Below are 24,814 nucleotides of genomic sequence, written 5' to 3' on the forward strand. Positions count from 1 at the left end.
CGGTCAATCCCGGTCGGGCGCGCCCAGCGGGAAATAGTGACGGAACGAGCGGGCCTGTTCGACCGCGCGGCTGACCGCCCGATGCGCGAGCAGGCGGGCGCGATAGGCGGCGAGCCTCGGCCGGTCCGGGCCGATCGGTTCGATCCAGTCGGCATAGAAGAGCGCGGGTGCGGCGGCACAGTCGGCCATGGTGAAGCTGTCACCGGCGGCCCAGCCCCCCTCGCCGAGCTGGCCTTCGAGCCAGTCGTAGTTGCGGCGAAGGCGCTTCATGCCTTGTTCGACGCCATAGGGATCCTTGTGGTCGGCGGGGCGGAGCGCGTTGGCGACCGCGACCTGCGCGGTATCCATGATCCGCTGGTCGAACACGCGGTCGAGGAAACGGACCCGCAAGCCTTCATCGCCATCGGGGATCCAGCGGTTGGGGCCGGGGTGGCGACGGTCGAGATATTCGATGATCAGCGAGCTTTCGGCGACCACTTCGCTGTCGTCGACCAGCAGCGGGAACTGGCCGAACGGCGCAAGCGCGGCGAACTCCTCGCCATGCTGCTCGACCGAGCGGAAGTCGAACGGCGTGTCGTTGGCCCACAGCGGGATCAGCGCCTTCCAGGTGTAACTGCTGAATTCGTGGCCGTAGAGGGTAAGCGTCACCAGCGATTCTCCTGCATTGCCTGTTGCCGCGCTTCCTCGCGCGGGCTGACGATCTGGGGGCCGGCCCAGCCGGCTTCGATCGCCCCGGCCGGTTCGTAGGTGGCGATCACCGCGCCGGCGCCCGTGATCTTCTGGTCGACCAGCTTCATCGCCCTGGCCGGCGTGCCCTCGCCGAAGATCTTCTTCCCCTCCCCGATCAGCGCCGGGAAGGTCATCAGGGTCAGGCGGTCGATCAGCCCGGCGGCGAGCAGCTGCGGGTAGAGGGTGGTGCTGCCCTGGATCAGCATGTCGGGTCCGTCGCCGCGCTTGATCTCGGCCAGTTCCTCCATGCTACCGACCCGCTGGCTGTTGGACCAGCCAAGCTCGGGATGGCTGCGGGTCAGGACATATTTGGTCGCCTTGGTGAAGGCGTCGCCCATTGCGATCATGCCCTGCTCTTCCCCGGTCTTGCCGAGCATGTCGAACTTTTCGCCCTCGCCCAGCGGCTCCTGCCCGACATAGGGCCAGTAAGCCGCGAAGATGTCGTAGGTGCGCCGGCCAAGCAGCAGGTCGTAGGGTTGCCGGAAGAAGCCGTCGATCGCTTCGCCGACCCCTTCGTCGAAGAATTGGGGAAGCCAGCCGCCATGCCGGAAGCCGCCGGTCGGATCCTCGGTCGGGCCGCCGGGGGCCTGCATGACGCCGTCGAGCGACACGAAGGCGCACCCGAGGATCCTACGCATTGGCGGTTTCTCCGGCGAGCGCGGCCTCGATCCTGGCGTGATCGAACTTCTGCATGGTCATCATGACTTCGAACACCCGGCTGGCGACGGCGGGGTCGCTGCTGGTCGTGCCTTCGAGCAGGATGCGCGGCGTGATCTGCCAGCTGTAGCCCCAGCGGTCGGTGCACCAGCCGCAGTCGCTCGCCTCGCCGCCCTCTCCGACGATGGTGTTCCAGTAACGGTCGGTTTCTTCCTGCGTCTCGGTCACGACCATCTGGCTGACGGCCATGTTGGGTTTGAAATTGGGACCGCCGTTGAGGCCGACGAAGGACCGGCCGAGGAGGGTGAATTCGACGGTCAGCTCGGCCCCCGCATGCCCGCCCGGGAAATCGGTCGGCGCGCGATTGACCTTCTCCACCCGGCTGTCGGGGAAGAGGGCGGCGTAATGCTCGGCAAACTTGAGCGCTTCGCCATGGTCGAACCACAGGCAGGTGATGAGCGGATTGGTCATTGCTGTTCTCCCTTGCGTGGACCGACCAGCCCGAAGCTGGCGCCCTGGGGATCGACGCCGATCAGCGAAAATTCGCCGCCGGGGATTTCATGCGGGCCCATCAGCACCTTGCCGCCGCCGGCGTTCACGGCCGCGGTCGCCCGGTCAATGTCGTCGACCCCGATGTAATAGGTCCAGCCGACCGGCGCGTCGGGCTGCATCTTGGGCATGATGGCGCCGATCCCGACCCCGCCCTGCTGGACGAACATGTAGTCGCCCGCCGGGCCCATCGGCATCGAGCCTTCCTGCGTCCATCCGAAATGCCGGCGGTAGAAGTCGATGGCGACGGCGGAATCGCTGGTGGTGAGCTCGTTCCAGCGGACGTGCTGCGGCTGGTCGACCGAGAAGACGTCGCTGACCGCGTCGGGCTGTCCGGGCGGCGGGGTCGGCCGCATGACGTACATCGGCGCGCCGGCGGGATCGGTGACCATCGCGATCCGCCCCACCCCCGGCATGTCGGTCGGGGGCATGTGCACCTTCCCGCCGTCCGCGACGACCGCAGAGACCGTTGAATCGACATCGCCCACCGCAAGATAGCCGAGCCAGACCGGACGGCCGCCGTTGCTGGCCATGTCCGGGCTGAGGCGCATCACGCCGCCCGCATTGCCGCCGCCCGAATGCCGGATCATGCGATAGTCGAGCGGCCCGGCGGGCTGGGGTTCGATGTCCCAGCCGACCACCGCGTCGTAAAAGGCCTTCGCGGCGTCGGGATCGGGAGTGAGCAGTTCATACCAGATGAAGGCGCCGGTCTGATCAGCCATTGCCTTTCTCCAGCAGGACGACGGGTACGAAGCCGCCGAAGATCATCCGCTTGCCGTCGAACGGCATCGGCGTGTTGGTCATCTCCTCATTCTGCATCATCCGTCCGAAGGCGGCATCGCGGGTCGCCTTGTCGGGCCACTCGATCCACGAGAAGCAGACCGTTTCGCCGTCCTGGCGATCGACCGCGCGGTAGAAGTCGGTCTGCTTGCCCTCGGACACGTCGTCGGCCCAGCATTCGACGATCCGGAGCGCGCCTTCCTCGATCATGATCGCGTCCATGTGGCGCGCATGATCGATGAAGGCCTGCTTGTCGGAAAGCTTCACGGGAATGGCAAATCCGTCGACATAATTCATGGTTCAGGCCTCCACCTTACGCGACGCGAGCAGCGTTTCGAGGGCATCGAGCCCGACCAGCGGCGTGAAGCCGCCCCAGAACATGCGCTTGCCGTCGAACGGCATGTCGCCCTGCGGCTGAAGCTCGGGCATGCCCATGATCTTTTCCCAGCCGGCGTCGCGGGTCGCCTTGTCGGGCCAGATGACGAAGGAGAAGACGACGTTCTCGCCTTCCTCGGCGTGGACCGCTTGCGGAAAGCTGGTGAGCTTGCCGGGCTCGAGGCCGTCGCCAAGGGTTTCGATCGAGATTCCGCCAAGCTTGGCGGCCTCGCGCGCGAAGGTTTCGGCGATGGCCTTGTAGGCGTCGTGCTTGTTGGGGTGCAGGGGCAGGACGAATCCGTCGATGTAGCTCATGCAGCTTCTCCCTTGGGCTTGTCGGCGTAGAGCGCGAGCTGGTCGGCGAGCGCGCGCTGGAAGGCGGGCCGGGCAAGGCCGCGTGCGCGATAGGCGTCGAGGGCAGGATGCTCGGCGACCGGGCCGCCTTCGTCGCCCATGATCCGGAGCACGGCGATCATCATCAGGTCGCCGATGGTGAAACGGTCGCCTTCCAGCCACTGGTTGTCGCCAAGCCAGTCGGCCACGCGCGAAAATCGCTTGCCAAGTTCCTCGCGGGCGCTTGGCTTGCGAAGCCTGGCCCATTCCTCGCCCGGGTAGAAAGCGTCGAGGGCGGCGAGCGCCATTACATAGGGTTCGACGCTGTTGAGCGCCGAATAGGTCCACTGGATGGCGCGGGCGCGGGCGACGGAATCGCGCGGCAGCAGGCGCTCGTCCTTTTCGCCGATATGCTGGACGATCGCGCCGCTTTCGAACAGCTGGAGGTCGCCCTCGCGATAGGCCGGGACTTGGCAGAAGGGCTGCTCGCGTTCGTAGCCGGGCGGAACGGGGCCGACGGTGCGGACGCAATAGTCGAGCCCGATTTCCTCCAGCGCCCAGCGGACGCGAAGGTCGCGGACCTGGCCGCGGGCGAAGGGCGGGACCCAGCCGAAGGTGGTGATCTGGATCGGCGCCTGGTCGACGAGGGGCATGGCTCAGGCCTCCGCGGGTTCGGCCGGGTGGGCGCCCTGTTCGGCAAAGGTCGGGTCCATCCACATCGGCTCCCACTGGTGCCCGTCGGGATCCTCGAAGTCGCGGCCGTACATCGGCCCGCCTTCCTCGGCTTCGCTCTTGGGCGACTGGTCGATCTTGCCGCCGTTGGCAGCGACGGTGTCGATGATCCGGTCGACCTCCTCGCGGCTGTCGCACGAGAAGCAGAGCAGCATCCGGCTTTCCTTGTGCGTGTCGCCGATCGGACGGGTGTGGAAGCTGGAATAGAAGTCGTGGGTCAGCAGCATGATCGAGATGGTGTCGCTCAACACCATCATCGCGCCCTGGTCGTTGCTGAACTTCGGCTCGTTGCGGAAACCGATGGCCTCATAAAAGGCCTTTGAGCGGGCCAGATCGGTGACCGGCAGGTTGATGAAGATCATTCGCGCCATGGGCTTCCCTCCTTCAGGCGAATCGGAACGCTTGAAGGCTGCTCCCGTCCGTCATATATTGCAACCGTGCAGTTAGAAAAAGTGACCAGCCGGGCAGGATCAGAGACCAAGCGTCTCTATGACGACGCTTGCGGGACCGCCCACGGGCTCGAACTGGTGGGCGATCGCTGGACCCTGCTGCTCATGCGCGAGCTGATCTATGGGCCGCGCCGCTTTTCCGATCTCCGCCGCGACGTTCCCGGGATCAGCGCCAATGTGCTGAGCCAGCGCCTCGAGGATCTGGAACGGCGCGGGCTGCTGGCCAAAGTCCGTCTGCCGCCGCCCGCCGCGCGCGATGCCTATCAGGCGACCCCGTGGGGGCTCGAGATCAAGCCGGTGATCATCGAGCTTGGCCGCTTCGCCGCGCGGTCGCCAGGGCACGACCCGTCGCTTCCACTCAGCCCGACCTCGATCATGATGAGCTTCGAGACGATGATCGATGCGAAAAAGGCGCGCGGGGTCGACCAACGAATCGGTTTCATCCTCAACGGCGAGCCCTTCACCGCCCGCGTCCGCAAGGGTCGGGTGCGGGTCACGCGCGGCCTTTCGGACGAGCGGGCGGCCGACATCACCGGCAGTCCCGAGCAGGTCGCAGCGGTGGTCTATGGCGGCGCACCGGCCGAAGGTCTCGCTTTTGGAGGAGACGAAGCGCTGGCAAGGCGTTTCCTTACCCTCTTCACCCTGCCCCCGAAGGTTGAGACCGCGCGGGGCCCCAGCTAAGGGCCCTTCATGGCCGACATGTCGAACGAAAATCAGATGCCCAGCGGCGAAACGCTGATGAGCGCGCCCGACCGGATGGTGAAGGTGCGCGACGCCTTCGGCATCGACAGCGACATGGAGGTGCCGGCCTTTTCCGAAGCCGACGAGCGGGTGCCCGACCTCGACCCCGCCTATGTGTTCGATCCCGACACCACGCTGGCGATCTGCGCCGGGTTCGCGCGCAACCGGCGGGTGATGGTCCAGGGCTATCACGGCACCGGTAAATCGACCCATATCGAGCAGGTGGCGGCGCGGCTGAAGTGGCCGTGCATCCGCATCAACCTCGATGCGCATATCAGCCGCATCGACCTTATCGGGCGCGACGCGATCGTGCTGCGCGACGGCCAGCAGGTGACCGAGTTTCGCGAAGGCCTGCTGCCGTGGGCGCTGCAGCATCCGGTCGCGCTGGTGTTCGACGAATATGACGCGGGCCGCCCCGACGTCATGTTCGTGATCCAGCGCGTGCTGGAGGTCGAGGGCAAGCTGACCCTGCTCGACCAGAACCGGGTGATTCGCCCCAATCCCAATTTCCGGATGTTCGCGACGACCAATACCATCGGCCTTGGCGACACCACGGGGCTCTATCACGGCACGCAGGCGCTCAATCAGGGCCAGCTCGACCGTTGGAACATCGTCACCACGTTGAACTACCTGCCCGCCGCGACCGAGGCGCAGATCGTGCTCGCCAAGTCGGGCGAATATGACAAGCCCGACGGCCGCAAGACGGTGGAGCAGATGGTCAAGGTCGCCGACCTCACCCGCTCGGCCTTCATCAACGGTGATATTTCTACCGTGATGAGCCCGCGCACGGTGATCAGCTGGGCCCAGAACGCGCTGATCTTCGGCGACGCCGGCTTCGCCTTCCGCGTGTCGTTCCTCAACAAGTGCGACGAAAGCGAGCGCGGGCTGATCGCGGAAATGTATCAGCGCGTGTTCGGCAAGGATTTGCCGGAAAGCATCGCCGGCAAGGCGTGAAGCCAAAGCGGTGACCCGCCGGCACCGGACCGGCGGGCCACGCTTCGGTCAGAAGATGAAGTCGCTGGTCCCGAGCACCGGGGCACCGAGCAGCTTCACGCTGAAATCCGCGACGCCGTCGCCGTTGACGTCGCCTTCGATCAGGCCGCCCGAGTAGCGCAGCTCGCCCGCCGCGCCGCTGAAGGCCTTGCCGCCGATCCACGAGAAAGCCTGGTCCCTGGCGGCGTTCGCATTGGCATCGATCCCGGACAGGTCGATCCTGTCCCCCCTGGCGAAGTCGGCGATGATGTCGCCCTTCTCGACCACAGTGAACTTGAAGGTGTCATTGCCGCGGCCGCCGAACAGGGTGTCGGCGCCCTCGAAGCCGTTCAGCACGTCGTCGCCGTCCCCGCCGTCGAGCCGGTTGGCGACCTCGTTCCCCCAGATCACGTCACGGCCCGAACCGCCGATCGCGTTCTCGATGGTGGTGCCATAGGCGATCGAGAGGTTCATATATTCGGTCGCGTTGACCCCGGTGACGCCGGTATCCCCCGCGATCGCCTTGCTGATCGCGGGAAGCACCGTGCGGACCGCCGCATCGAGGTCCTTCTGGGTCCAGTCGCGGAAGTTGATCGAGAGCTGGTCGCCGAGCGCGTCGCGGGCGGCGTTGACCTCGGCGATGGTCGGGATGGCTTGGCCGACCGAGCTGAACGAGCCGGCGTGGAGGTCGATGAAATTGCCCGCCTTGAAGCCCGACAGGTCGAGCGTGTCGACGCCGCCGGCATCGTAGATGGTGACGTTGGGATAGGGGTTCTTGGCGAAATCGAACACCAGCCGGTCGGCGGTCGAATTGAAGCCGTAGACCGTATCGCCCGCGCGGGTGGTCAGGTCCTTGCCGTACATGGTCTGGATGGTCAGCACGTCGTGCAGCATCGGGGTCTGCGCATAGGCGACCTGCTGGGTCAGCCAGTTGCGGGTGAACTGCCCGGTGACGTCGCCGTCCCAGTAACTCATGATGCTGTATTGGGTGCTGTCCTGCGCATATTCGGCATAGTTGGCGTAGGTCAGGTCGAGCGCCGGATCGTAATTATAGTCGCCGGGGTGCGACAGGCCGAGCGTGTGGCCGATCTCATGAACCAGCGTGGTCGAACCATAGCCGCCGCCCCCGAACCACAGGTTGGTGACGTTATCGACGTAAGGATCGTTGATGAAGACGTCGCTCTGGAACTTCCAGCCGGTCTTTTCCGGATAGTAAGCGTAGGCCTGTGCCGGATCGAGCGAATTGGCGAAGGAGATATCGGCGCCCGTGCCGTTGCTTTCGGCGAACTTGAACGGGATGAGGTCGTCCCACAGCTGGATCGACAGCCGCGCTTCGGCCTTCTGCACTTCGCTGAACGGCGACAGACCGGCCGCTGCGGAGAAGCCGATGGTCGGGTTGTTGTACAGCCCGGTCAGCTGGTCCTTGGTCAGGAAGGTGTAGGTGATGATCCCGTTGCCATCGGTCAGCCGCGCCCCCGAATCGATCTGACCGACGACCTGGTCGAGGGTGTAGACCGGCTTGCCCGCATAGGTTTCGCCAGCCTTGGGATCGAGGCTTGCGCCCTGCGGCCTTCCCACCACGCCGTCGACGGCGCTGTGCTTCAACACGGGCATGCTTGCTTCTCCCTTGGCAGACGCCGCGCCGCAGGTACCGGGCACGGCCGAAGATCCCGCAGGCTGGGATGCCGGGAGGAAGGAGTCAATCGGCCATTTACCCTAAGTGCTTGAGAAGGCAGCGGTGATGCTTCTCGAAACGGGACTGTTGGTTCGGCGCGCAAGGCGGTAGAGCGGTACGGCCCATGCCAGAGACCACGCCGCTCGATCGTTTCCGCACCGTGCTTGCCGGCACCGCCCGGGCGATTGCCCGCGATCCGGAGGTGGAAGTCGCCTTTGCGTCCGAAAGCGGCGCACAGGGCGGACGGGTGGCGCGGGTCGTGTCTCCCGGCCCAGGGCTTGCGCCCAGGCTGGTCGCCGAGGCGCGCGGGGCGGCTGACGCGGTGGCGCTCCGGCTTCGCCATCATGACGCGGGCGTTCATAACAGCCAGTCGCCCGCCGACTTCGAAGCCCGCGCGGTGTTCGATGCGCTGGAAGGCGCGCGGGTCGAAGCGCTCGGCAGCCGGGCGATGGCCGGCGTTCGCGACAACCTTGCCGAACTGGCCGAGGCGCGGGTGCGCAGCGACGCGATTACCCGGGCCCGCACCGCCGAGGAAGTGCCGCTGGCGACCGCGCTCGGGCTGCTTGCGCGCGAGCGGCTGACCGGGGCGCCGCCGCCGGGGGCCGCGGCCCGCGGGCTCGACCTTGTTCGCGACTGGATCGAGGACAAGGCGGGCAGCGACCTCGATGCCCTCGCGCTCGCGCTTGACGACCAGCTCGCCTTTGCCGCGCTTGCCCGAAAGCTGCTCGAGGACCTCGACCTCGCCGCGGCCGACGAGACCCCCGACGAGGAGCCCGACGAAGGCGGCGACGAGGACCAGGGCGAAGATCAGGGCGACGACCAGGACGACGACCAGGACCAGGATGCCGGCGCGCAGGGCGGCGAGATGGAGCAGCGCGCCGAACAGGATACCCGCGAGGACGAGCAGGAAGATTACGACACCGAGGACAGCGACGACGAGGATTCGGAACCCGGCCAGGAAGGCGACAGCACCGCCGCGGCGCGCCCCAACCGGCGCCCCAACGAGCCCGAGCTAAGCGGCGAGTATCGCGCGTTCACGACCCGCTTCGACGAAGTGGTCGAAGCGTCCGACCTGACCGACGAGGAAGAGCTCAATCGCCTGCGCGCCTATCTCGACACGCAGATGGGGGCGCTCGGCGGGGTCGTGACTCGGCTCGCCAACCGGCTCCAGCGCAAGCTGATGGCGCAGCAGGCCCGGTCGTGGGACTTCGATCAGGAAGAAGGGTTGCTCGACGCCGCGCGGCTGGCCCGGGTGATCGTCTCGCCCGGCCATTCGCTGAGCTACAAGGTCGAGCGCGAGACCGAGTTCAAGGACACGGTGGTCAGCCTGCTGATCGACAATTCGGGATCGATGCGGGGGCGCCCGATCAGCATTGCGGCGATCTGCGCCGACATCCTTGCCCGAACGCTCGAGCGATGCGGGGTGGCGACCGAGATCCTCGGTTTTACGACGCGTGCGTGGAAGGGCGGGCAGAGCCGCGAGCATTGGCTAGGCGAAGGGCGGCCGCCTTCGCCCGGGCGCCTCAACGACCTGCGCCACATCGTCTACAAGCGCGCGGACGAGCCGTACCGCCATTCGCGGCGCAACCTCGGCCTGATGATGCGCGAAGGGCTGCTGAAGGAGAATATCGACGGCGAGGCGCTGCTGTGGGCGCACGGCCGGCTGATTGCGCGGCCCGAGGAGCGCCGCATCCTGATGGTCATCAGCGATGGCGCGCCGGTCGACGATTCGACCGCCAGTGCCAATGGCGGGGCGTATCTCGAAAAGCATCTGCGGCAGGTAATCGGCTGGATCGAAAGCCGCTCGCCGGTGGAACTCGCCGCGATCGGCATCGGCCACGACGTCACGCGCTACTACGCGCGCGCCGTGACGATCATGGATGCCGAACAATTGGGCGGTGCACTTGTCGAGCAGCTTGCGGGGCTGTTCGACCTCAATCGATGATGGGGGCTCCAGGACGGGCCCGACGGCACTACGCAACTGACCGTCGGGCCCTCCCTCGATACGCGACGCGAGGGACAGGAGCGGATGGGCCGACAGGGGGAAAAGCCCATCCGTTGAAGCCCGTATGCGCGATTCGCGGTTGAACATGGCTGAATGGAATGTGCAGCGATCATTCATCAAGCTGTTGATTGCAGGAGCTTTTCTACTGCTCGCGACCGACGGTCAGACGGACTGGCCCGACCGCACCCCCCGCCCCGATCGAATTGCCCGCCTCCACTTCCAGAAAGTCGACCTGCAGGGTGCGGTCGGTAGAGGCCTGACCCTCGACGGCGCCTGGACGCTGAGCGCCGACGATGCCCGCGTCATGGGCTTGTCGGCGCTGGCCGTGCGTGCCGATGGCCGGCTGGAGGCATTAAGCGACAGTGGCGCGCTGGTAACCTTTGCGCCGCCCAAGGGTGACACCGCGCCGGCGCTGGTAAGCGACCTCCCGGGCGGTCCCGGCTACCCGACCTTCAAGAAATATCGCGATTCGGAAGCGATGATCGTCGATGCCGACGGCCGCGGCCGAACCATTGCCTTCGAAAGCCGGCACAGCCTGTGGCGATTCGATGCTGATGGGACCGCGAGAAAGTTGCCACTCCCGCTCCCGTCCGCGGGGTGGGGCAGCAACAAGGGCATCGAGGCGATGGTCGATAACCCGGCCGGCGGGACGACTTTGCTACTTCACGAAGGGGGAAGGCTGGTGCTGCGGGTTACCGGCATGTCGGCCGTGCGATCGCTGCCGCTGGCGGGCGCCACCGGCGGGGTCGCCGATGCGGTCCGCCTGCCGGACGGGCGGATCGTGGTCGCGGTGCGCGAGATCGGGCTGCTGGGCCTGACCGACCGGCTGGCGTGGCTGGAGCGCACGGGGGCCGGCTACCGCCTGGTCAATTTCGCGACCCTGCCGCTCGGGCCGCTCGACAATGTGGAAGGGCTGGCGGCGCAGGCCGATTCGGACGGACGCACCATCCTGTGGGCGGTCACCGACAATGACGGATGGCGGCGGACGCTGCTGCTGCGGATGACGCTGGACACGAGAAAGGCCCCGGCCTGACGACCGGAGCCTTGCTCAGATACGACTGGCCGGGCGGGGGCCCGACCGGAAGATCAGGCCGCGGCCTTCGCCTTCTTGGCGAGCTCGCGCTTCAGCTTGCGGGCATCCGGGCCGAGCTTGTCTTCGCTGGTCTTGGTCAGCCAGTTGTCGAGGCCGCCGACATGCTCGACCGAACGCAGGCCGTGGGTCGAGACGCGGAGCTTGATGCTCTTGCCAAGCTCGTCGCTGATCAGCGTGACGTTTTGCAGGTTCGGCAGAAAGGTCCGCTTGGTCTTGTTGTTCGCGTGGGAAACATTGTTGCCCACCTGACGGCCCTTGCCGGTCAGCTCGCACACGCGCGCCATTGGATATATCCCGTGATTGGTCGAGGGCACACTCTTGTGAGGGCACCCGGAAAGCGCCGCCACCTAACGGCCTTGCCCGCTTGCGTCAACCGCAACCCTGCCCCGCTTAGCGCGTTACCGAGGCGAAACGAACAGGAGTTCCCCCTTCATGCGCGCCATCATCCTCCTTCTCATCCTGCTGATCGTGGGCGCAATCGCGCTGGTGGCGACCGGCTTCGTCAACATCAGCCAGACTCGCCCCGCCGAAGTGCCGGCGGTCGCGGTCGGGTCGGACGGGGTGGTCATCAAGGGCGGGCAGAAGCCGGCGTTCGATGTCCAGACCGGCAAGATCGAGGTCGGCAGCGGCCGCGCCACCGTCCCGGTGCCGGAGATCCGGATCGCGCCAGGCGGCACCGGCAATGCCTCGGCCGCTCCGCAGGCGCAGCCCGCGAACGGCCAGCAGCCGGCGACTACCGACTCGACGCGGTAAGGCCGGGGGCGCTAGCGGGAGGCATGAGCTTCCCGCTGCCCCTGCCGATGCGCCGTGCGCTCGACCTCGCTGCCGAGGCGGCGGCGGCGGGCGAGGTGCCGGTCGGGGCGGTGATCACACGTAACGGCGCCATCGTTGCGGAAGGGCGCAACCGGATGCGCGAGGGGCATGACCCCACCGCCCATGCCGAGATGGTGGTCCTGCGCGCCGCAGCCGAGGTGCTCGGCACCAGCCGGCTCGACGAATGCAGCCTGTGGGTCAGCCTTGAACCCTGCGCCATGTGCGCCGGGGCGATCGCCCTCGCGCGGTTGAAGGAAGTGCGATTCGCCGCCGAGGATCCGAAAGGCGGCGCGGTGGTGAACGGCCCGCGGCTGTTCGGCCAGCCGACCTGCCATCATCGGCCCGACGTTCTCGGCGGGATCGGCGAGGAGGAAGCGGCGGCGCAGCTGCGGCGCTTCTTTGCGGAGCGGCGATGATTCGAAGGACCCTCATCTATGGGGCCTTCATCGCGCTGGTCGCTGCCGCAGTGTGGTGGTGGGAGGGGGCCCGAACCCCCGAACCGCGCAATCTGGTCGCGGCGCTCGTCCTGCTGCCGGTGTTCGCCTGGCTCATCTGGCTCAGGCGGCAATGGGCGCCGGAACAGGCGCGTCGCAGGGAGGCTGAAAGGTCGAAAAGGGGAGGCGCCGCACCCGGGCACGGCGCCTCCGACATCGTTACTGACGAAGCGGAACGACCTTGATCTCGACCCGGCGATTGGCGGCGCGATCGGCTTCGGTCACTTCGGGGTTCACCAGTAGCTGCGATTCGCCAAAGCCGCGGGTCGCCATGCGGGCGCGGACCACGCCGCGGCTCGACAGGTAGCTCGCCACCGATTCGGCGCGCCGTTCCGACAGCGACTGGTTGTAGGCGTCCGACCCGGTCGAATCGGTGTGGCCGTAGATGTCGATGTAGGTCTGGTTGTACTGCGCCAGCGTGTTCGCGACCTCGTTCAGGGTCGACTGGAACTGCGGCTGGATGTCGTAGCGGTTGTAGGCGAAGGTGATCCCGCTCGGCATGCGCAGGATGAGGTCGTCGCCCTGGCGGATGACGTCGACGCCGGTGCCGGCCGTCTCGCGCCGCAGCTCGGCTTCCTGATTGTCCATGTAGCGGCCGACCGCGGCGCCCGCGAGGCCGCCAATACCGGCGCCGATGATCTGCTCGGTGCGGCTGTTGCGGCCGCCCAGAAGGTCGCCGACCAGATAACCGCCCGCAGCGCCCAGCACCGCGCCGAGGCCGGTGTTGCTGATCCGGCGATTGCCCGTTTCCGGGTTGGTGGTGCAGGCGGTGGTCGCCATCAGCGAGGCGGCCATCAGGCCGACCGTCAGCTTCTTGCCCTTGGTCATGCGAAATTCTCCAATCGGATCGTGACTACTAAAACGCGAGCGACTGAAACCGGCGGACCGCATCGATAGTTCCGCGTCCACAACGATCGCAGCGCTTGCTGCATCCCCCTTGTGGAGTCTAGAAGCTGACCCTTCGATGAGCGGCACCCTGCTCCCCTTCCCCTGGTTCGACCTGGTCCTGATCCTCGCGCTGATCGCCCTCAACGGCGTGATGTCGATGAGCGAGCTGGCGATCGTCTCCGCACGCGAGGCGCGGCTGAAGGGGCTTTTGAAGGGCGGCAGCGGGGGCGCGAAGATCGCGCTCAAGCTGGCGGCCGACCCGGGCCGATTCCTGTCGACGGTGCAGATCGGGATCACCCTGATCGGGATCCTCACCGGCGCCCTGTCGGGTTCGCGCCTCGGAACGCCCGTTTCCCAGCGGCTCGAACTGCTGGGGATCGAGCATGAGCTTTCGATCAACATCGGCTTCGGGCTGGTGATCGTGCTGACGACCTTTGCCTCGGTGGTGGTCGGCGAACTGGTGCCCAAGCAGTTCGCGCTGCGCAGCCCCGAACCGATCGCGGTCATCGTCGCCCGCCCGATGCTGTGGTTGAGCAAGCTGACCGCACCCTTCGTCTGGGTGCTCGACAAGAGCAGCGCCGCGATCTTCAAACTGCTCGGGCTCGACCGCGAGAATCGGGATCACGTCACCGCCGAGGAACTCCATCTGGTGGTCGCCGAAGCGCAGACCGCGGGCGTGCTCGAGGAATCCGAGCGCGCGATCATCAGCGGCATCGTCCGCCTCGCCGACCGCCCGGTGCGCGAGGTGATGACCCCGCGGACCGAGGTCGACTGGATCGACATCGACAGCAATCCGCAGCAATTGCGTGCCGCGCTGGCCGATACGCCGCACAGCCGCTTGCCGGTCGCCGAAGGATCGATCGAGAAGATCGTGGGGGTGATCCAGACCCGCGACATGCTCGACGCGATGCTGGAAGGCCGCCCGCTCGACCTGCGCGGCCTGTCGCGCAAGGCGATCGTCATTCCCGACGTGATGGACGCGATGGATGCGCTGAACGTGCTTCGCTCGGCCGAGGTGCCCCTGGCACTGGTGCATGACGAATATGGCCATCTCGACGGGATCGTGACGCCGGGATCGATCCTCGCCGCGCTTGCCGGTGCTTTCGCCAGCGACGTCGAGGACGACGACCCACCCCTCGTGGAGCGCGAGGACGGCAGCTGGCTGATCAGCGGCTCGGCGACCGCCGACTGCCTTGAGGACCGGCTCGGGATTACGCTTGGCTCCGAGCGCGACTATTCCACCGTTGCCGGCTTTGCCCTGGCGGTCTTGAAGCGCCTGCCCGAAACGGGCGAGCACTTCGTCCACGACGGCTGGCGGTTCGAGATCGTCGACCTCGACGGGCGCAAGATCGACAAGTTGCTCGTGACCCGCAAGGCGAAGCGCGACAAGTCGCCCGACTGACGCCTCACCTATACTTTCGCGCCATCTGCCGCTAAGGGCCCGCGCGACTTATTCTTTCATCGTTCACCACAAAGGATCTGCATGGCCAAGGAAGAACTTCTCGAGATGCGCGGGCGGGTAGTCGAACTGCTGCCCAACGCGATGTTCCGCGTCGAACTCGAGAATGGCCACGAGATTCTGGGGCATACGGCAGGCAAGATGCGCAAGAACCGCATCCGCGTGCTGACCGGCGACGAAGTGCTGGTCGAACTGACCCCCTACGACCTCACCAAGGGTCGCATCACCTACCGCTTCATGCCGGGTCGCGGCGGCCCGCCGGGCTACAACGGCTAGGACGAGCCCGATGCGCCTGGTTCTCGCCTCGGCGAGCCCGCGCCGCCTCGACCTTCTTGCCCGGATCGGCGTCACCCCCGACGCCGTGCGGCCGGCCGACATCGACGAAGATCCCGCCAGGGGCGAATTGCCGCGCCCCCATGCGCTGCGGCTGGCTACCGAAAAGGCGGAGGCGGTCGCTGCACTGGAGCCCGACGCACTGGTCCTCGCCGCCGACACGGTGGTGGCGGTGGGACGGCGGATCCTGCCCAAGGTCGAGGACGAAGCGACCCTCAGGAAGTGCATGGCGCTGCTGTCCGGTCGCCGGCACAAGGTGCTGACCGGAGTCGCGCTGGCAGCGCCCGGGCAGAAGCTGCGCACCCGTTTGGTCGAAACCGTCATCGCGATGAAAAACCTCTCGGCAGAGGAAATCGACTATTACGCCGGCCATGGCGAATGGCTCGGCAAGGCGGGCGGCTATGCGCTGCAGGGCTATGGCGAAGTCTACGTCCGCTTCATGGCCGGAAGCTGGTCGAACGTCGTCGGCCTGCCGCTGGCCGAGACCCGGCACCTCTTGAAAAGCGCAGGCTATCCGCTTGCCTGAGTGGCTGGTCGAAGCGGGCATCGGCGAGACCCGCTTCGCCGAGATCGCGGAGAGCCGCATCCGCGCGGCCCGGATCCTTCCCGATTCCATCCTTCCAGCCGGAAGCGTGGTCGATGCCCGCCTGATCGCGGTCGCGCCGCAGCCGCTCGCGCGCCTCGACGATGGGCAGGAAGTGCTGCTGACCCGCCGGCCGGGCGGAATCAGCGAAGGCGCGCGCTTCCCCCTCCAGATCACGCGGCCGGCCTTGCCCGGTCCGGAACCCTGGAAACGCGCGTTGGGAAGCCATTTCCTCGGTGAGCGGATCGGCGGCGGGGTCGACGCCATCGAGCTTCCCTTTCCGCCCGCGGGCAAGGACCGGCTCGCCGACCTGGGCTGGGACGACCTGATCGAGGAAGCGTCCAGCGGGATCGTCCGCTTTGCCGGCGGCGAGCTGCGGCTGGCCTGGACCCCGGCGATGACCGTGATCGACGTCGACGGGCGCCTGCCCGCGGCGGATCTGGCCGTGGCTGGCGCGCGGGCGGCGGGCGAAGCGATCCTCCGCCTCGATCTTCAGGGCAGCATCGTCATCGACCTGCCCACCACGTCGGGCAAGGCTCCGCGCCAGGCCGCGGCGGACGCGCTCGACGCCGCGATGGTTGGCGAAAGTTTCGAGCGGACCGCGGTGAACGGCTTTGGCCTGTTGCAGGTCGTGCGTCCGCGGCGGCGTCCCTCGCTGCTCGAACTGGCCCTCGACCCGCCCGCCTTCGCGGCGCGTGCCCTGCTGCGCCTCGCAGCGACGCAGGGGCACGGCCGGGCGACCCTTGCCGCGCATCCCGCGGTGATCGCGGTGATCGAGAAGAACGATCCCTGGCTGGCGACCCTGTCCCGCCAGCGCGGGGGCGAGATCACCTTGCGGGCCGACCCGTCACTCGCCATCTCCGGCGGCCATGTCAGCTAAGTCCAAGCCCTGCCCGCTGTGCGCCAAGCCCGCGTCGCCCGATCACGCCCCCTTCTGCAGCCGCGGGTGCAAGGATCGCGACCTGCTGCAATGGCTTGGCGAAGGCTATCGCATTCCGGGTCCGCCCGCCGATCCCGGGCTGGACAGCGGCGAGGAGCCCCGTTAGGGGAGCCGCTCGCAAGGCCGCATGGCCTGCCCGCGAGCGTGTGGGCCCAGATAGCTCAGTTGGTAGAGCATGCGACTGAAAATCGCAGTGTCGCTGGTTCGATCCCGGCTCTGGGCACCATTCTCCCTCCCCTCCTCGTCAGGCGAATGCCGCGACGTCCCAGTGCGGCAGGACGCTGGCGCCTTGTGCATTCCACTCGAGGCTTGAGGCGAGCGAGGCCGCGGTTCCGGCCGGATCGAAGCCTTCGAGGTTTTCGCGGGTCAGCGCGGCGCTTGCGATCCCGGTGAAGATGATCGCGTCGCGAAACCCGTACAGCGTCGAGGACGGCCCATCCCGGTCGAACTGCAGCACGGCCGATCCATCGCGATCGAGGATCCGCAGATAGCCCGCGGTGAACGGATTGCTGCCAGCGTCCCAGTTGATTGCCGAAACCAGCAGCGCCGCGACGAATTCGACCGTGTCGCCGATCGCGCCGGGCTGGAAATCGGTAACGGTGACCGGTCCGAACTTCGGGCTGGCCAGCGCTCCCTCGCCCAGCACCAGCTGGTCGCGTCCGCTGCCGAGGGTCAGGGTGATCGGCATGCCGTTGCTGTCGATCACCACCCGGTCGAGGCCGGCCCCGGCATCAATCACGCACAGCCCGCCGCTTCCGACCGCGACGTCGATATAATCGTCACCATCGCCGCCGATCAGCGTGAAGCTGGTTCCAGTGTAATTCTCGACCCCCAGCCAGTCGTTGCCGGTCCCGCCATCGAGATAGGCCGAGGTGCCGTCATTATCGACGATGCGGTCGTCGCCCGGCCCGCCGTAAAGCTGGTCGTTGCCGAACGAGCCGTCGATGTCGTCGCCCCCGGCGCCGCCGCGGATGACGTCATTGCCGCCGCCGCCGTTGATCCGGTCCGCGCCGCCAAGCCCGTCGATGACGTCACTGCCGTCGGTACCGGTGATGATGTCCGGCCCATCGGTACCGACCAGGGTCGGCACGCCCCCGGCGGGAACGACAGCGGTCGCGGTAGCGGTGACGATCTGGTCGCCGAGCTTCACCTTCGACGTCGCGCTTTCGAACAGCAGGGTCCGGCTGACGTCATTGAAGCTGACCTCCAGCCCCGCGGCGCCGACGGGGATGGTCACCGACACGCCGAGTCCCGCAATGACGGCCGACGCGCCGCTCAACCGGACGGTGAAGAAGGCGGCGTCGTCGGGCATCCGCACCGTGTCGCCGCCGGCATTGAAGGACGGATCGAGGACGATGGTGCCCCGGATGACCGTGATGACCTCGCCGCCGGCGCGTGAGCCGACCACCGTCAGGTCGCCGCCGACGTCCACATGCTCGTTGGGCTGGGTAAGGATGACGCGCGCCATGATCGAGCTGTCCCTTCTGGCTGGACAGTCAATTCGGCCCGCCCACCATAAGGCAGGCGGGCCGCATGGCGCAATCGCCGGTCAGGCGAAGAAGTAATAGGCCGTGTGCAATCCGAGGGTGTCGTGAAGCTCCATCCGGACAAGGCCGGTGTCGCCGACCAGGTCGGGTCCGACGGCCAGCGGATTCGACTGGCTGTCACCGACCTGCGCGGAAGAAGCGAGTGCTGCCCCGGGAGCGGCCTTGGGATCGTAGCCATTGAAATTCTCGGCGGTGAAGCCGGACGGCGCGACGCCTGCGAAGCCGATCAAATCCTGCGCTTTCAGCGGGCCGCCGGGTCCGTCGCGGTCGACCTGCAGGTAGGTGTTGCCGAAGATGTTCACCAGCTGGAGGTGCCCGGTCGCAAACGGATTGGTGCCCGGATCCCAATTGGTGAGGCCGGCGGTCAGCGCATCCTTCAACACCACGATGTCGCCGGTCGCCCCAACGGTGAAGTCCTGCACCACCGTCACGCCTAGATCGTCGGCAAGTGCCCCCGCCGGGATGATCAGCTGGTCGCGGCCCGCGCCAAGCGTCACGATTACGTCGGCCCCTTCCGTGACCGAAGCGACCTTGTCCGCCCCTGCGCCTGCATTGATGTAGGCGACGCCGATCGGCCCGAGGTTCACGACGATTTCGTCGTCGCCGTCGCCGCCGCTGATGGTGAAGGACGTGCCGGTCGGATTGTTGACCGAGATATTGTCGTTGCCGAGGCCGCCATAGATGAGGCCGAAGTCGCCGATGTCGTCGATGATCCGGTCGTCGCCCGAGCCGCCGTAAATCTCGTCGTTGCCAGCGCCGCCGTTGATGGTGTCGTTGCCGGCGCCGCCGCGGATGAAGTCGTCGCCGCCCAGCCCGTTGATGGTGTCGTTGCCGCCAAGACCGTCGATCACGTCGCGGCTTTCGGTGCCGTTGACCGTGTCCGCGCCCTCGGTGCCGAGCAATTGCCCGGTCGCGCCGAACGGAAGGACCCCGGTTTCGCTGCTGGTGACGCGCTGGTCGCCCAACGTGACAAAGCCGAGCGTCGTATCGAACTTCAGCGTCCGCGCCACGTCGTCGAACGCGACCGTCAGGCCGGCCGAGCCGACCGGGATGGTCACCGAACTGGTCAGGCCGACGATGGTCGCCGTGGCCCCCGACAGCCGGATGGTGAAGGAGGAAGCGATGTCGGGCAGGCGAACGGTATCGCCGCCCGCATTGAAGGAAGGATCAAGCACGATGTTGCCACGGAGGATGGTAATCACCTCGTCCGGGGCAGTCGTCCCGATCACCGTGACGTTGCCGCCGACATCAACATCTTCACCTGGCTCGGTGAGGACCAAACGCGCCATTTTCTTGCACCCCTTGCTGAGCTGTTAACCATACATGTGTCGGAATAGTTTACGAGTGCTTAAGTCCTTGGCGCAGTTTGCAGCTTTTCGAAAAAAAGACATTCCGCGGGGCAGGGATGCAGCGCTGCCACAGTGGCGGTTCAGGCCATTTCCGCTTCCGGCGCGCCGACCAGTCCGCCCTCGTCGACGTCGGGCTCGTCCTCCGCGCTGACGCCCTGCTCGAGCGCCCGTTCGGCCGCCGCCATCTCGTCGGCATCGTCGGGATAGATGCCGAACCGCGCCGCCACGTCGGGGGCGAAGCGAAGGAGGTCGGGGCGCAGCTTGATGATCGACACGTCCTTGGCCTTGCCCTCCATCATCACGTCGAATTCGAGGCCGTCGACCATCCGCATGAAGGTCGCGAACTCGAATGGATTGGTGAAGTCGCTGTGCCCGGTCCAGATCGGCGGCAGGAGCACGGTCTTGACCCTGGCGGTGGCCTTGACCGGGGCGCGGGTCAGTTCCTTCGACCTGCTCTTCTTGCCCGCCATCGCCGCTTCCCGCTCCCTGGGCGAAATCTTGCGCTTCACTTCGCGCAGCTCGGTGCGGGGCGAGGAGAAATGCATCTTGGGCCGCACGCCGTCAGGCCAGGTCGCGAGGAATTTCTCGAAGGTGTCGCGAAGCTCGAGCCGCTCGGGGTTCAGGCACCAGAAGTGCTGGTAATCGAACACGCACGGGACGCCGCAGCGTTCGGTGATCCACAGCACGTCGGCGGCCGAGAAGCGGATGTCGTCATTCTCGAGCACCAGCCGGCGCCGGACATGCTCCGGGCATCTGGCATAGCCTTCGAGCCAGCGCGCGCGTGACGCCTCGCGGTCGTCGTAGACCCCGCCGACATGCGTCACCAGCACCGCTTCGGGCCCGCAGCCCATGCGGTCGAGCATCTCGGCCTGGCTCGACAGGTCCCAGATGCTCTTGCGCGTCAGATCCTCGTTGGGGCTGTTGAGAAGCACATATTGCGACGGGTGGAAGGACAGCCGGATGTCGAGTTCGCGTGCCTTCCTGCCAAACGCGGCCAGTTCGGCATCGCTGTCGGCGACCATGGAATGGAACTGCGGCATGTCGGGGTGGGTCGCATAGGGCGCGATGTCCGAGCTCAACCGGTACATGTCGATCTCGACCTTCTTGAGATAGTCGAGGACGCTGTCGAGATGCTCGAGGCTGCACTTGAGGTGCGGATCCTTCTGCCAGCGGCGCGTGTCGCCGGACTTGAGGCCGGGGACGCCCATGACCTTGACCGGAAAGCCGAGGCGCAAGGGACGATTGGGGTCGATGCTCACTCAGATTTGCTCCTCGGGAAAGCCCAGGTCCGCGATGAAGCGGTTCCAGTCGGGGATTTTGAGCGCGCCGCCGCTCGCTGCCTTGTGGCCGCTGCCATATTCGCTGCCCGCGCCGTCGGGCCGGCGTTCGGCGAAGAAATGGATGAGGTCGTGGCCGGCACCGGTGCGCGCGGCGAAGTGGACCCAGCCCGGGCGGTAGGCCTTGTTCGCCGCGATCACGACCTTGTCGCGCAGCCGCGTGCGCCATGCTTGCGCGATCAGCGGATGGATCTGGCACGGGCTGTCGACCGGGATCAGCGCCACCTCGCCGCGCACCTTTGGGGCGACGCGGCGGGCGACCTCCATCTCGGCCTTCACCTCCTCCTTGGCGGCAAGCAGCAGCGCCGTTTCGGGATGGCGGCCGGACAACAGCTCCTTCGGGCTGTCGCACTTCATCATCAGCGCCAGCGCCGGCTTCGCATCGGCGGAGGCGGTGCGGCGCGGCGCGTTGACCAGGCTGACGGCATTGCGAAGCGCGGTCTTGCCGTAGCGCTGCTGCGCCGCGGCCATTTCGGCAAAGCCCGCTTCCTCGGCCATGTCGCCGACAAGCCCCATCGCCGCGAGCCACAACAAGGCATCCGGACTGCCGCACGCCCAATAGGCCAGCAACGCCGAGGTCGGCTCGGGCGTGTCGCCATTGCCGCTGATCACCAGCGCCTTGCCCGGCGTCCCGGTCGGCACATGATGGTCGATCAGGCAGACCGGCGTGCCCGGCAAGATCTCGCCCCCGCGCACGCCGAGATCGGTGGCGATGATGGCGGCGGGACGACGCTGCTCCAGTTCGGCGCGCACCGCCTCGGTCCACGGGGTTTCGCCCTTGCCGACCAGCCGCACCTCGGCGTGCGGGATCGAGCGGGCCAGGATTGCCACCGCCGACAGCCCGTCGGCATCGAAATGTCCGAGGATCAGCGGCGGCCCGGACTGCTCGGCTAGCCAGGCCTGGAAGCGCTGCTCGGTCACGGCGGGGCCTTGCGTCATGGTCGGGAAACGAGCCGGCCCCCTGTCGGCTCCGCGCGCTGGCCCCTTGGCCGTATCCCGCGGCCGCCCGCTCGTCGAAGCGTTGCTTGACGGGGGCGGGTCGCCGCCGCACCGTCGCGCCAACACAAATTCCCCAGTTCGGAGACTGACTTTGTCCGCATCGACGCGCCTGCTTGCTGCCCTTTTCCTTGCCGGAACCACGCTTGGCGCAGTGCCCGCCACCGCGCAGACCGCGACGTCGGTTCCCCAGCTCGATTTCACCGAACGCAAGCTCGCCAACGGCCTGCGGGTCTATGCCCTGCGCGATACCGCCAGCCCCAACGTCTCGGTCCAGGTGTGGTACGACGTCGGGTCCAAGGACGATCCGCGCGGCCGTTCTGGCTTCGCGCACCTGTTCGAGCATCTGATGTTCAAGGCGACCCGCAACATGGTGCCCGAACAGATGGATCGCCTGACCGAGGACGTCGGCGGGTTCAACAATGCCAGCACGGCGGACGACTACACCAATTACTATGAGACGGTGCCCGCCAACCACCTGCAGCGCCTGCTGTGGGCCGAGGCCGACCGGATGGGCAGCCTCGTGGTCGACGATGCCAACTTCAAGCCCGAACGCGACGTGGTGAAGGAGGAACTGCGCACCGGTCTTGCCCGTCCCTACGGCCGGCTGTTTTCCCACTATCTCCCGATGGTGAGCTACCAGCGCCACCCTTACGCGCGGCCGGGCATCGGCAGCATCGAGCAGCTCGACGCGGCGACGATCGATGACGTGCGGGCCTTCCACGCCACTTACTATCGTCCCGACAATGCGGTGCTGGTGGTCAGCGGCAATTTTGAACAGGCGGACCTCGACCAGTGGGTCGACCGCTATTTCGCGCCGATCAGGAAGCCGGCGGGCACCATCCCGCGGGTCACCATGGCGGAGCCCGCTCGCACCGCCGCCCGCAGCTATACGGTGACCGAGCCCAACACCCCGCTGCCCGCGGTGGTGATGAGCTTCCTCCTGCCGCCTGCCAGCTCGCCCGATTTCGCCGCGCTCGAACTGCTCGAGGCGGTGCTGGCGAGCGGCGACAGCAGCCGCCTCAACCAGGCGCTGATCCGCACGCGACTGGCGACCAGTGCGTCGGTCTATTCCGAACAGAAGCAGGGCACCGGCCTGTTCGCCCCCTACGCCATCCTTGCCGGGGGTAAGACCGTTCCCGAGGTCGAGGCCGCGCTGCGTGCCGAGCTTTCCAGGCTGGCGTCCGCACCCGTTTCCGCCGCCGAGCTGACCGAGGCCCGCAACGAGCTTCTGACCGCCGCGCTCAAGGACCGCGAGACCGTCGAGGGCAAGGCCGAAGTCCTCGCCAACGGGGTCATCATCGAGCGCGATCCGCGCGCCGCGGACAAGCGCCTCGCAGCGCTGGCCAAGGTCACCCCGGCGGACATCCAGCGCGTCGCCGCCAAATATCTCGACCTCAAGACCGCGGCCACCATCCGCTATCTCCCCGCTCCCAAGGGCGCGACGCAAAGCGGCGGCGACAAGATCGCGCTTGCGCCCACCGTCGTAACCGTTCCGCTGAAAGCCCCTGCCGACATCCGGCTGGTGACCCAGGCGAGCGACGCGCAGCGCATCCGCCCGCCCGAGCCCGCGGCACCGCTTGCCGTCACCGTGCCGCAGCCGGTCACCGCCAAACTCGCCAATGGCCTTACCGTCATCACCGTGCCACGGACCAACCTGCCGTTGGTCAATGCCAGCCTGCTCGCACTCGACGGCAGCACCGCCGATCCGCAGGGCAAGGCGGGCCTCCACAAGCTTGCGGCCGACATCATCACCAAGGGCACCGCGACCCGCAGCGCCGACCAGATCGCCGCGGCGGTCGAGGCGCTCGGCGGGCAACTTGGCTCGGGCGCCGGCAACGAGGGAATGAACCTCGACCTCACCGTCAGCAGCGCCAACCTTCCCGCCGCGCTCGGCATCATGGCCGATGTCGCCGCCAATGCGGCCTTCGCGCCCGACGAGGTTGAGCGCGCGCGGGGCCAGGCGGTGGACGATGCAACGCTCGCGCTGCAGAACCCGGGCGCCCTGTCGCGCATCGCCACCGCGCGCGCGGTGTTCGGCGCCGGCGCCTATGGCTCGCCCCCGGGCGGGACCGAGACATCGCTCAAGGCCATCACCCGCGCCGATGTGGCCGCGGCCGCCGGCCAGGCCTTTCGCCCCGACAAGAGCGTGCTGGTGCTGAGTGGCGACATTGCGCCCGACAAGGCCCGGCAGCTTGCCGAACAGGCGTTCGGAAACTGGCGCGCAGGCGCCCCGCTGGCCGCCGCCACCGCAGCGCCGGCCGCCGGCGAAGCGCCGCTCAAGGGCCGCATCATCGTGGTCGACATGCCCGGCTCCAGCCAGGCGGCGGTCGCGGTGGCCAAGGAGGCGATCACCCGCTCCGACCCGCGCTACTATCAGGCGATGATCGCCAATGCGGTGCTCGGCGGCGGCTACAGTGCCCGCCTCAACCGCGAAATCCGGATCAAGCGCGGCCTTTCCTATGGCGCCAGCAGCGGCCTGTCGGCGGGACGGCAGGCCGGCGGGCTGGTCGCCGCGGTGCAGACCAAAAATGCTTCGGCGCCCGAAGTGCTCGGCCTCATCCTCGAGGAGATGAAGCGGCTCGGCGCGGAGCCGATCCCGGCGGCCGAAATGGGAACCCGGCAAGCCTTCATCACCGGCGGTTTCGGGCGCCAGCTGGAGACGGTCGACGGCCTTGGCGACATTGTCTCGGGCTTTGTCCTTAGCGGCGTCGATCCGAGCGAGATCGGGCGTTACATGGCGTCGGTGCGCGGGGTCACCACGGCGCAGGCCGGTGAAGCGGCCCGCAGCCTTCTTGCCCCCGCCGGAAGCACCACCGTCATCGTCGGCGATGCCAAGCTGTTCGCCGACGACCTGCGCAAGCGGTTCGGCGAGGTGACGGTGATCCCGCTGTCCGACCTGTCGCTCGACAAGCCCGCCTTGCGCTAGGGCGATTGCAACCTGTGCGCGGCGGTGCAGTTTGGTGTGCGTGAGTTTCAGCTCAA

The 24,814-nt window shown here is 67.3% G+C and carries 28 protein-coding genes and 1 tRNA gene; 14 read left to right on the plus strand and 15 right to left on the minus strand.

Going from position 1 to position 24,814, the window contains the following annotated elements; all coding sequences use genetic code 11:
* Positions 1-3 precede the first annotated feature (3 nt).
* Genes ABD729_RS02025 through ABD729_RS02060 form a run of 8 tightly spaced genes read right to left on the minus strand, consistent with a single transcriptional unit; the run spans position 4 to position 4,526 of the window.
* Positions 4-648 (minus strand): glutathione S-transferase family protein, encoded by a 645-nt coding sequence (locus ABD729_RS02025; RefSeq protein ID WP_344708490.1) that lies wholly within the window; start codon positions 646-648, stop codon positions 4-6.
* Positions 645-1,367, minus strand: a complete 723-nt coding sequence (locus ABD729_RS02030) for a dihydrofolate reductase family protein (RefSeq protein ID WP_344708491.1) — start codon at positions 1,365-1,367, stop codon at positions 645-647. Before ABD729_RS02030 ends, ABD729_RS02025 begins: the two co-directional genes overlap by 4 nt.
* Positions 1,360-1,857, minus strand: coding sequence for a VOC family protein (locus ABD729_RS02035; protein ID WP_344708492.1), 498 nt, complete (start codon positions 1,855-1,857; stop codon positions 1,360-1,362). The genes ABD729_RS02030 and ABD729_RS02035 overlap by 8 nt, the downstream gene beginning before the upstream one ends.
* Positions 1,854-2,657 carry a VOC family protein gene (locus tag ABD729_RS02040; RefSeq protein WP_344708493.1) on the minus strand — a complete coding sequence of 268 codons (804 nt, stop codon included), beginning with the start codon at positions 2,655-2,657 and terminating at the stop codon, positions 1,854-1,856. Before ABD729_RS02040 ends, ABD729_RS02035 begins: the two co-directional genes overlap by 4 nt.
* Positions 2,650-3,012, minus strand: coding sequence for a DUF1428 domain-containing protein (locus tag ABD729_RS02045; protein ID WP_344708494.1), 363 nt, complete (start codon positions 3,010-3,012; stop codon positions 2,650-2,652). Before ABD729_RS02045 ends, ABD729_RS02040 begins: the two co-directional genes overlap by 8 nt.
* Before the next feature lie 3 nt (positions 3,013-3,015).
* On the minus strand, positions 3,016-3,405 hold the full coding sequence (locus ABD729_RS02050) for a DUF1428 domain-containing protein (RefSeq protein ID WP_344708495.1): 390 nt from the start codon (positions 3,403-3,405) through the stop codon (positions 3,016-3,018).
* Positions 3,402-4,076, minus strand: coding sequence for a glutathione S-transferase family protein (locus ABD729_RS02055; RefSeq protein ID WP_344708496.1), 675 nt, complete (start codon positions 4,074-4,076; stop codon positions 3,402-3,404). The genes ABD729_RS02050 and ABD729_RS02055 overlap by 4 nt, the downstream gene beginning before the upstream one ends.
* A 3-nt stretch (positions 4,077-4,079) precedes the next feature.
* Positions 4,080-4,526, minus strand: coding sequence for a VOC family protein (locus ABD729_RS02060; protein ID WP_344708497.1), 447 nt, complete (start codon positions 4,524-4,526; stop codon positions 4,080-4,082).
* 66 nt (positions 4,527-4,592) lie between these two features.
* On the opposite strand from ABD729_RS02060, the gene ABD729_RS02065 reads away from it, so the two are divergent.
* Positions 4,593-5,285 (plus strand): winged helix-turn-helix transcriptional regulator, encoded by a 693-nt coding sequence (locus tag ABD729_RS02065; protein WP_344708498.1) that lies wholly within the window; start codon positions 4,593-4,595, stop codon positions 5,283-5,285.
* 9 nt (positions 5,286-5,294) lie between these two features.
* Positions 5,295-6,299 carry a cobaltochelatase subunit CobS gene (cobS, locus tag ABD729_RS02070; RefSeq protein ID WP_344708499.1) on the plus strand — a complete coding sequence of 335 codons (1,005 nt, stop codon included), beginning with the start codon at positions 5,295-5,297 and terminating at the stop codon, positions 6,297-6,299.
* A 48-nt stretch (positions 6,300-6,347) separates the two neighbouring features.
* On the opposite strand, the gene ABD729_RS02075 is transcribed toward cobS, so the two are convergent.
* The gene (locus ABD729_RS02075; protein ID WP_344708500.1) at positions 6,348-7,931 is read right to left on the minus strand and encodes a M10 family metallopeptidase C-terminal domain-containing protein; all 1,584 of its coding nucleotides are present in this window, start codon (positions 7,929-7,931) and stop codon (positions 6,348-6,350) included.
* A gap of 185 nt (positions 7,932-8,116) precedes the next feature.
* On the opposite strand from ABD729_RS02075, the gene cobT reads away from it, so the two are divergent.
* Together cobT and ABD729_RS02085 are read left to right on the plus strand one after the other, a co-directional pair.
* Positions 8,117-9,937 (plus strand): cobaltochelatase subunit CobT, encoded by a 1,821-nt coding sequence (cobT, locus tag ABD729_RS02080; protein ID WP_344708501.1) that lies wholly within the window; start codon positions 8,117-8,119, stop codon positions 9,935-9,937.
* Between the two features lie 145 nt (positions 9,938-10,082).
* Positions 10,083-11,030, plus strand: a complete 948-nt coding sequence (locus tag ABD729_RS02085; protein WP_344708502.1) for an esterase-like activity of phytase family protein — start codon at positions 10,083-10,085, stop codon at positions 11,028-11,030.
* A 53-nt stretch (positions 11,031-11,083) separates the two neighbouring features.
* Here the strand turns inward: ABD729_RS02085 and rpmB are convergent, their stop codons facing one another.
* Complete coding sequence (gene rpmB, locus ABD729_RS02090) at positions 11,084-11,374, minus strand: 50S ribosomal protein L28 (protein WP_344708503.1); 291 nt, start codon at positions 11,372-11,374, stop codon at positions 11,084-11,086.
* 148 nt (positions 11,375-11,522) lie between these two features.
* Here rpmB and ABD729_RS02095 point away from each other — a divergent pair, with 148 nt between their 5' ends.
* From ABD729_RS02095 to ABD729_RS02105, 3 genes are read left to right on the plus strand one after another with little or no spacing between them, the layout of a single operon-like run.
* The gene (locus tag ABD729_RS02095; RefSeq protein ID WP_344708504.1) at positions 11,523-11,843 is read left to right on the plus strand and encodes a hypothetical protein; all 321 of its coding nucleotides are present in this window, start codon (positions 11,523-11,525) and stop codon (positions 11,841-11,843) included.
* Between the two features lie 23 nt (positions 11,844-11,866).
* Complete coding sequence (locus tag ABD729_RS02100) at positions 11,867-12,319, plus strand: nucleoside deaminase (RefSeq protein ID WP_344708505.1); 453 nt, start codon at positions 11,867-11,869, stop codon at positions 12,317-12,319.
* Positions 12,316-12,582, plus strand: coding sequence for a hypothetical protein (locus ABD729_RS02105; RefSeq protein WP_344708506.1), 267 nt, complete (start codon positions 12,316-12,318; stop codon positions 12,580-12,582). Before ABD729_RS02100 ends, ABD729_RS02105 begins: the two co-directional genes overlap by 4 nt.
* Here ABD729_RS02105 and ABD729_RS02110 read toward each other — a convergent pair.
* Positions 12,557-13,225: a YiaD family glycine zipper/OmpA-like lipoprotein gene (locus ABD729_RS02110; protein ID WP_344708507.1), complete on the minus strand. Its 669-nt coding sequence runs from the start codon at positions 13,223-13,225 to the stop codon at positions 12,557-12,559. The two genes, ABD729_RS02105 and ABD729_RS02110, sit on opposite strands and share 26 nt — an antisense overlap.
* 136 nt (positions 13,226-13,361) lie before the next feature.
* On the opposite strand from ABD729_RS02110, the gene ABD729_RS02115 reads away from it, so the two are divergent.
* The 6 genes from ABD729_RS02115 (at position 13,362) to ABD729_RS02140 (ending at position 16,826) form a co-directional block, all read left to right on the plus strand.
* Positions 13,362-14,687 (plus strand): hemolysin family protein, encoded by a 1,326-nt coding sequence (locus ABD729_RS02115; protein ID WP_344708508.1) that lies wholly within the window; start codon positions 13,362-13,364, stop codon positions 14,685-14,687.
* 81 nt (positions 14,688-14,768) lie between these two features.
* Positions 14,769-15,020 carry a translation initiation factor IF-1 gene (gene infA, locus ABD729_RS02120; RefSeq protein ID WP_029941555.1) on the plus strand — a complete coding sequence of 84 codons (252 nt, stop codon included), beginning with the start codon at positions 14,769-14,771 and terminating at the stop codon, positions 15,018-15,020.
* 10 nt (positions 15,021-15,030) lie between these two features.
* On the plus strand, positions 15,031-15,603 hold the full coding sequence (locus ABD729_RS02125; RefSeq protein ID WP_344708509.1) for a Maf family protein: 573 nt from the start codon (positions 15,031-15,033) through the stop codon (positions 15,601-15,603).
* Positions 15,596-16,540: an Rne/Rng family ribonuclease gene (locus ABD729_RS02130; protein WP_344708510.1), complete on the plus strand. Its 945-nt coding sequence runs from the start codon at positions 15,596-15,598 to the stop codon at positions 16,538-16,540. Before ABD729_RS02125 ends, ABD729_RS02130 begins: the two co-directional genes overlap by 8 nt.
* On the plus strand, positions 16,530-16,706 hold the full coding sequence (locus ABD729_RS02135) for a DNA gyrase inhibitor YacG (protein ID WP_344708511.1): 177 nt from the start codon (positions 16,530-16,532) through the stop codon (positions 16,704-16,706). Before ABD729_RS02130 ends, ABD729_RS02135 begins: the two co-directional genes overlap by 11 nt.
* 44 nt (positions 16,707-16,750) lie before the next feature.
* Positions 16,751-16,826: transfer RNA gene (locus ABD729_RS02140), tRNA-Phe, on the plus strand.
* Between the two features lie 18 nt (positions 16,827-16,844).
* Here ABD729_RS02140 and ABD729_RS02145 read toward each other — a convergent pair.
* The 4 genes from ABD729_RS02145 to ABD729_RS02160 all read right to left on the minus strand — a co-directional run bounded on the left by ABD729_RS02145 (position 16,845) and on the right by ABD729_RS02160 (position 21,772).
* Positions 16,845-18,068, minus strand: a complete 1,224-nt coding sequence (locus ABD729_RS02145; protein ID WP_344708512.1) for a calcium-binding protein — start codon at positions 18,066-18,068, stop codon at positions 16,845-16,847.
* An 81-nt stretch (positions 18,069-18,149) separates the two neighbouring features.
* Positions 18,150-19,436 (minus strand): calcium-binding protein, encoded by a 1,287-nt coding sequence (locus ABD729_RS02150; RefSeq protein WP_344708513.1) that lies wholly within the window; start codon positions 19,434-19,436, stop codon positions 18,150-18,152.
* A 140-nt stretch (positions 19,437-19,576) separates the two neighbouring features.
* Positions 19,577-20,755 (minus strand): UV DNA damage repair endonuclease UvsE, encoded by a 1,179-nt coding sequence (gene uvsE, locus ABD729_RS02155; RefSeq protein ID WP_344708514.1) that lies wholly within the window; start codon positions 20,753-20,755, stop codon positions 19,577-19,579.
* Entirely contained in the window at positions 20,756-21,772 is a 1,017-nt protein-coding gene (locus ABD729_RS02160; protein WP_344708515.1) for a DHH family phosphoesterase, read from the minus strand.
* A 151-nt stretch (positions 21,773-21,923) separates the two neighbouring features.
* On the opposite strand from ABD729_RS02160, the gene ABD729_RS02165 reads away from it, so the two are divergent.
* A complete protein-coding gene (locus ABD729_RS02165) occupies positions 21,924-24,758 on the plus strand; it encodes a M16 family metallopeptidase (RefSeq protein ID WP_344708516.1) in 2,835 nt (944 codons plus the stop codon).
* Positions 24,759-24,814: the final 56 nt, after the last annotated feature.

The organism is Sphingomonas humi (genome assembly GCF_039536725.1).
GTDB lineage: Bacteria > Pseudomonadota > Alphaproteobacteria > Sphingomonadales > Sphingomonadaceae > Sphingomicrobium > Sphingomicrobium humi.

Excerpts from the sequence above, each read along its gene's own strand:
- ABD729_RS02030 (WP_344708491.1), bottom strand. The coding sequence starts at position 1,367 with ATGCGTAGGATCCTCGGGTGCGCCTTCGTGTCGCTCGACGGCGTCATG.
- ABD729_RS02035 (WP_344708492.1), bottom strand. The coding sequence starts at position 1,857 with ATGACCAATCCGCTCATCACCTGCCTGTGGTTCGACCATGGCGAAGCG.
- ABD729_RS02040 (WP_344708493.1), bottom strand. The coding sequence starts at position 2,657 with ATGGCTGATCAGACCGGCGCCTTCATCTGGTATGAACTGCTCACTCCC.
- ABD729_RS02045 (WP_344708494.1), bottom strand. The coding sequence starts at position 3,012 with ATGAATTATGTCGACGGATTTGCCATTCCCGTGAAGCTTTCCGACAAG.
- ABD729_RS02050 (WP_344708495.1), bottom strand. The coding sequence starts at position 3,405 with ATGAGCTACATCGACGGATTCGTCCTGCCCCTGCACCCCAACAAGCAC.
- ABD729_RS02055 (WP_344708496.1), bottom strand. The coding sequence starts at position 4,076 with ATGCCCCTCGTCGACCAGGCGCCGATCCAGATCACCACCTTCGGCTGG.
- ABD729_RS02060 (WP_344708497.1), bottom strand. The coding sequence starts at position 4,526 with ATGGCGCGAATGATCTTCATCAACCTGCCGGTCACCGATCTGGCCCGC.
- cobS (WP_344708499.1), top strand. The coding sequence starts at position 5,295 with ATGGCCGACATGTCGAACGAAAATCAGATGCCCAGCGGCGAAACGCTG.
- ABD729_RS02075 (WP_344708500.1), bottom strand. The coding sequence starts at position 7,931 with ATGCCCGTGTTGAAGCACAGCGCCGTCGACGGCGTGGTGGGAAGGCCG.
- cobT (WP_344708501.1), top strand. The coding sequence starts at position 8,117 with ATGCCAGAGACCACGCCGCTCGATCGTTTCCGCACCGTGCTTGCCGGC.
- ABD729_RS02085 (WP_344708502.1), top strand. The coding sequence starts at position 10,083 with ATGGCTGAATGGAATGTGCAGCGATCATTCATCAAGCTGTTGATTGCA.
- rpmB (WP_344708503.1), bottom strand. The coding sequence starts at position 11,374 with ATGGCGCGCGTGTGCGAGCTGACCGGCAAGGGCCGTCAGGTGGGCAAC.
- ABD729_RS02095 (WP_344708504.1), top strand. The coding sequence starts at position 11,523 with ATGCGCGCCATCATCCTCCTTCTCATCCTGCTGATCGTGGGCGCAATC.
- ABD729_RS02100 (WP_344708505.1), top strand. The coding sequence starts at position 11,867 with ATGAGCTTCCCGCTGCCCCTGCCGATGCGCCGTGCGCTCGACCTCGCT.
- ABD729_RS02105 (WP_344708506.1), top strand. The coding sequence starts at position 12,316 with ATGATTCGAAGGACCCTCATCTATGGGGCCTTCATCGCGCTGGTCGCT.
- ABD729_RS02110 (WP_344708507.1), bottom strand. The coding sequence starts at position 13,225 with ATGACCAAGGGCAAGAAGCTGACGGTCGGCCTGATGGCCGCCTCGCTG.
- ABD729_RS02115 (WP_344708508.1), top strand. The coding sequence starts at position 13,362 with ATGAGCGGCACCCTGCTCCCCTTCCCCTGGTTCGACCTGGTCCTGATC.
- infA (WP_029941555.1), top strand. The coding sequence starts at position 14,769 with ATGGCCAAGGAAGAACTTCTCGAGATGCGCGGGCGGGTAGTCGAACTG.
- ABD729_RS02125 (WP_344708509.1), top strand. The coding sequence starts at position 15,031 with ATGCGCCTGGTTCTCGCCTCGGCGAGCCCGCGCCGCCTCGACCTTCTT.
- ABD729_RS02135 (WP_344708511.1), top strand. The coding sequence starts at position 16,530 with ATGTCAGCTAAGTCCAAGCCCTGCCCGCTGTGCGCCAAGCCCGCGTCG.
- ABD729_RS02145 (WP_344708512.1), bottom strand. The coding sequence starts at position 18,068 with ATGGCGCGCGTCATCCTTACCCAGCCCAACGAGCATGTGGACGTCGGC.
- ABD729_RS02150 (WP_344708513.1), bottom strand. The coding sequence starts at position 19,436 with ATGGCGCGTTTGGTCCTCACCGAGCCAGGTGAAGATGTTGATGTCGGC.
- ABD729_RS02160 (WP_344708515.1), bottom strand. The coding sequence starts at position 21,772 with ATGACGCAAGGCCCCGCCGTGACCGAGCAGCGCTTCCAGGCCTGGCTA.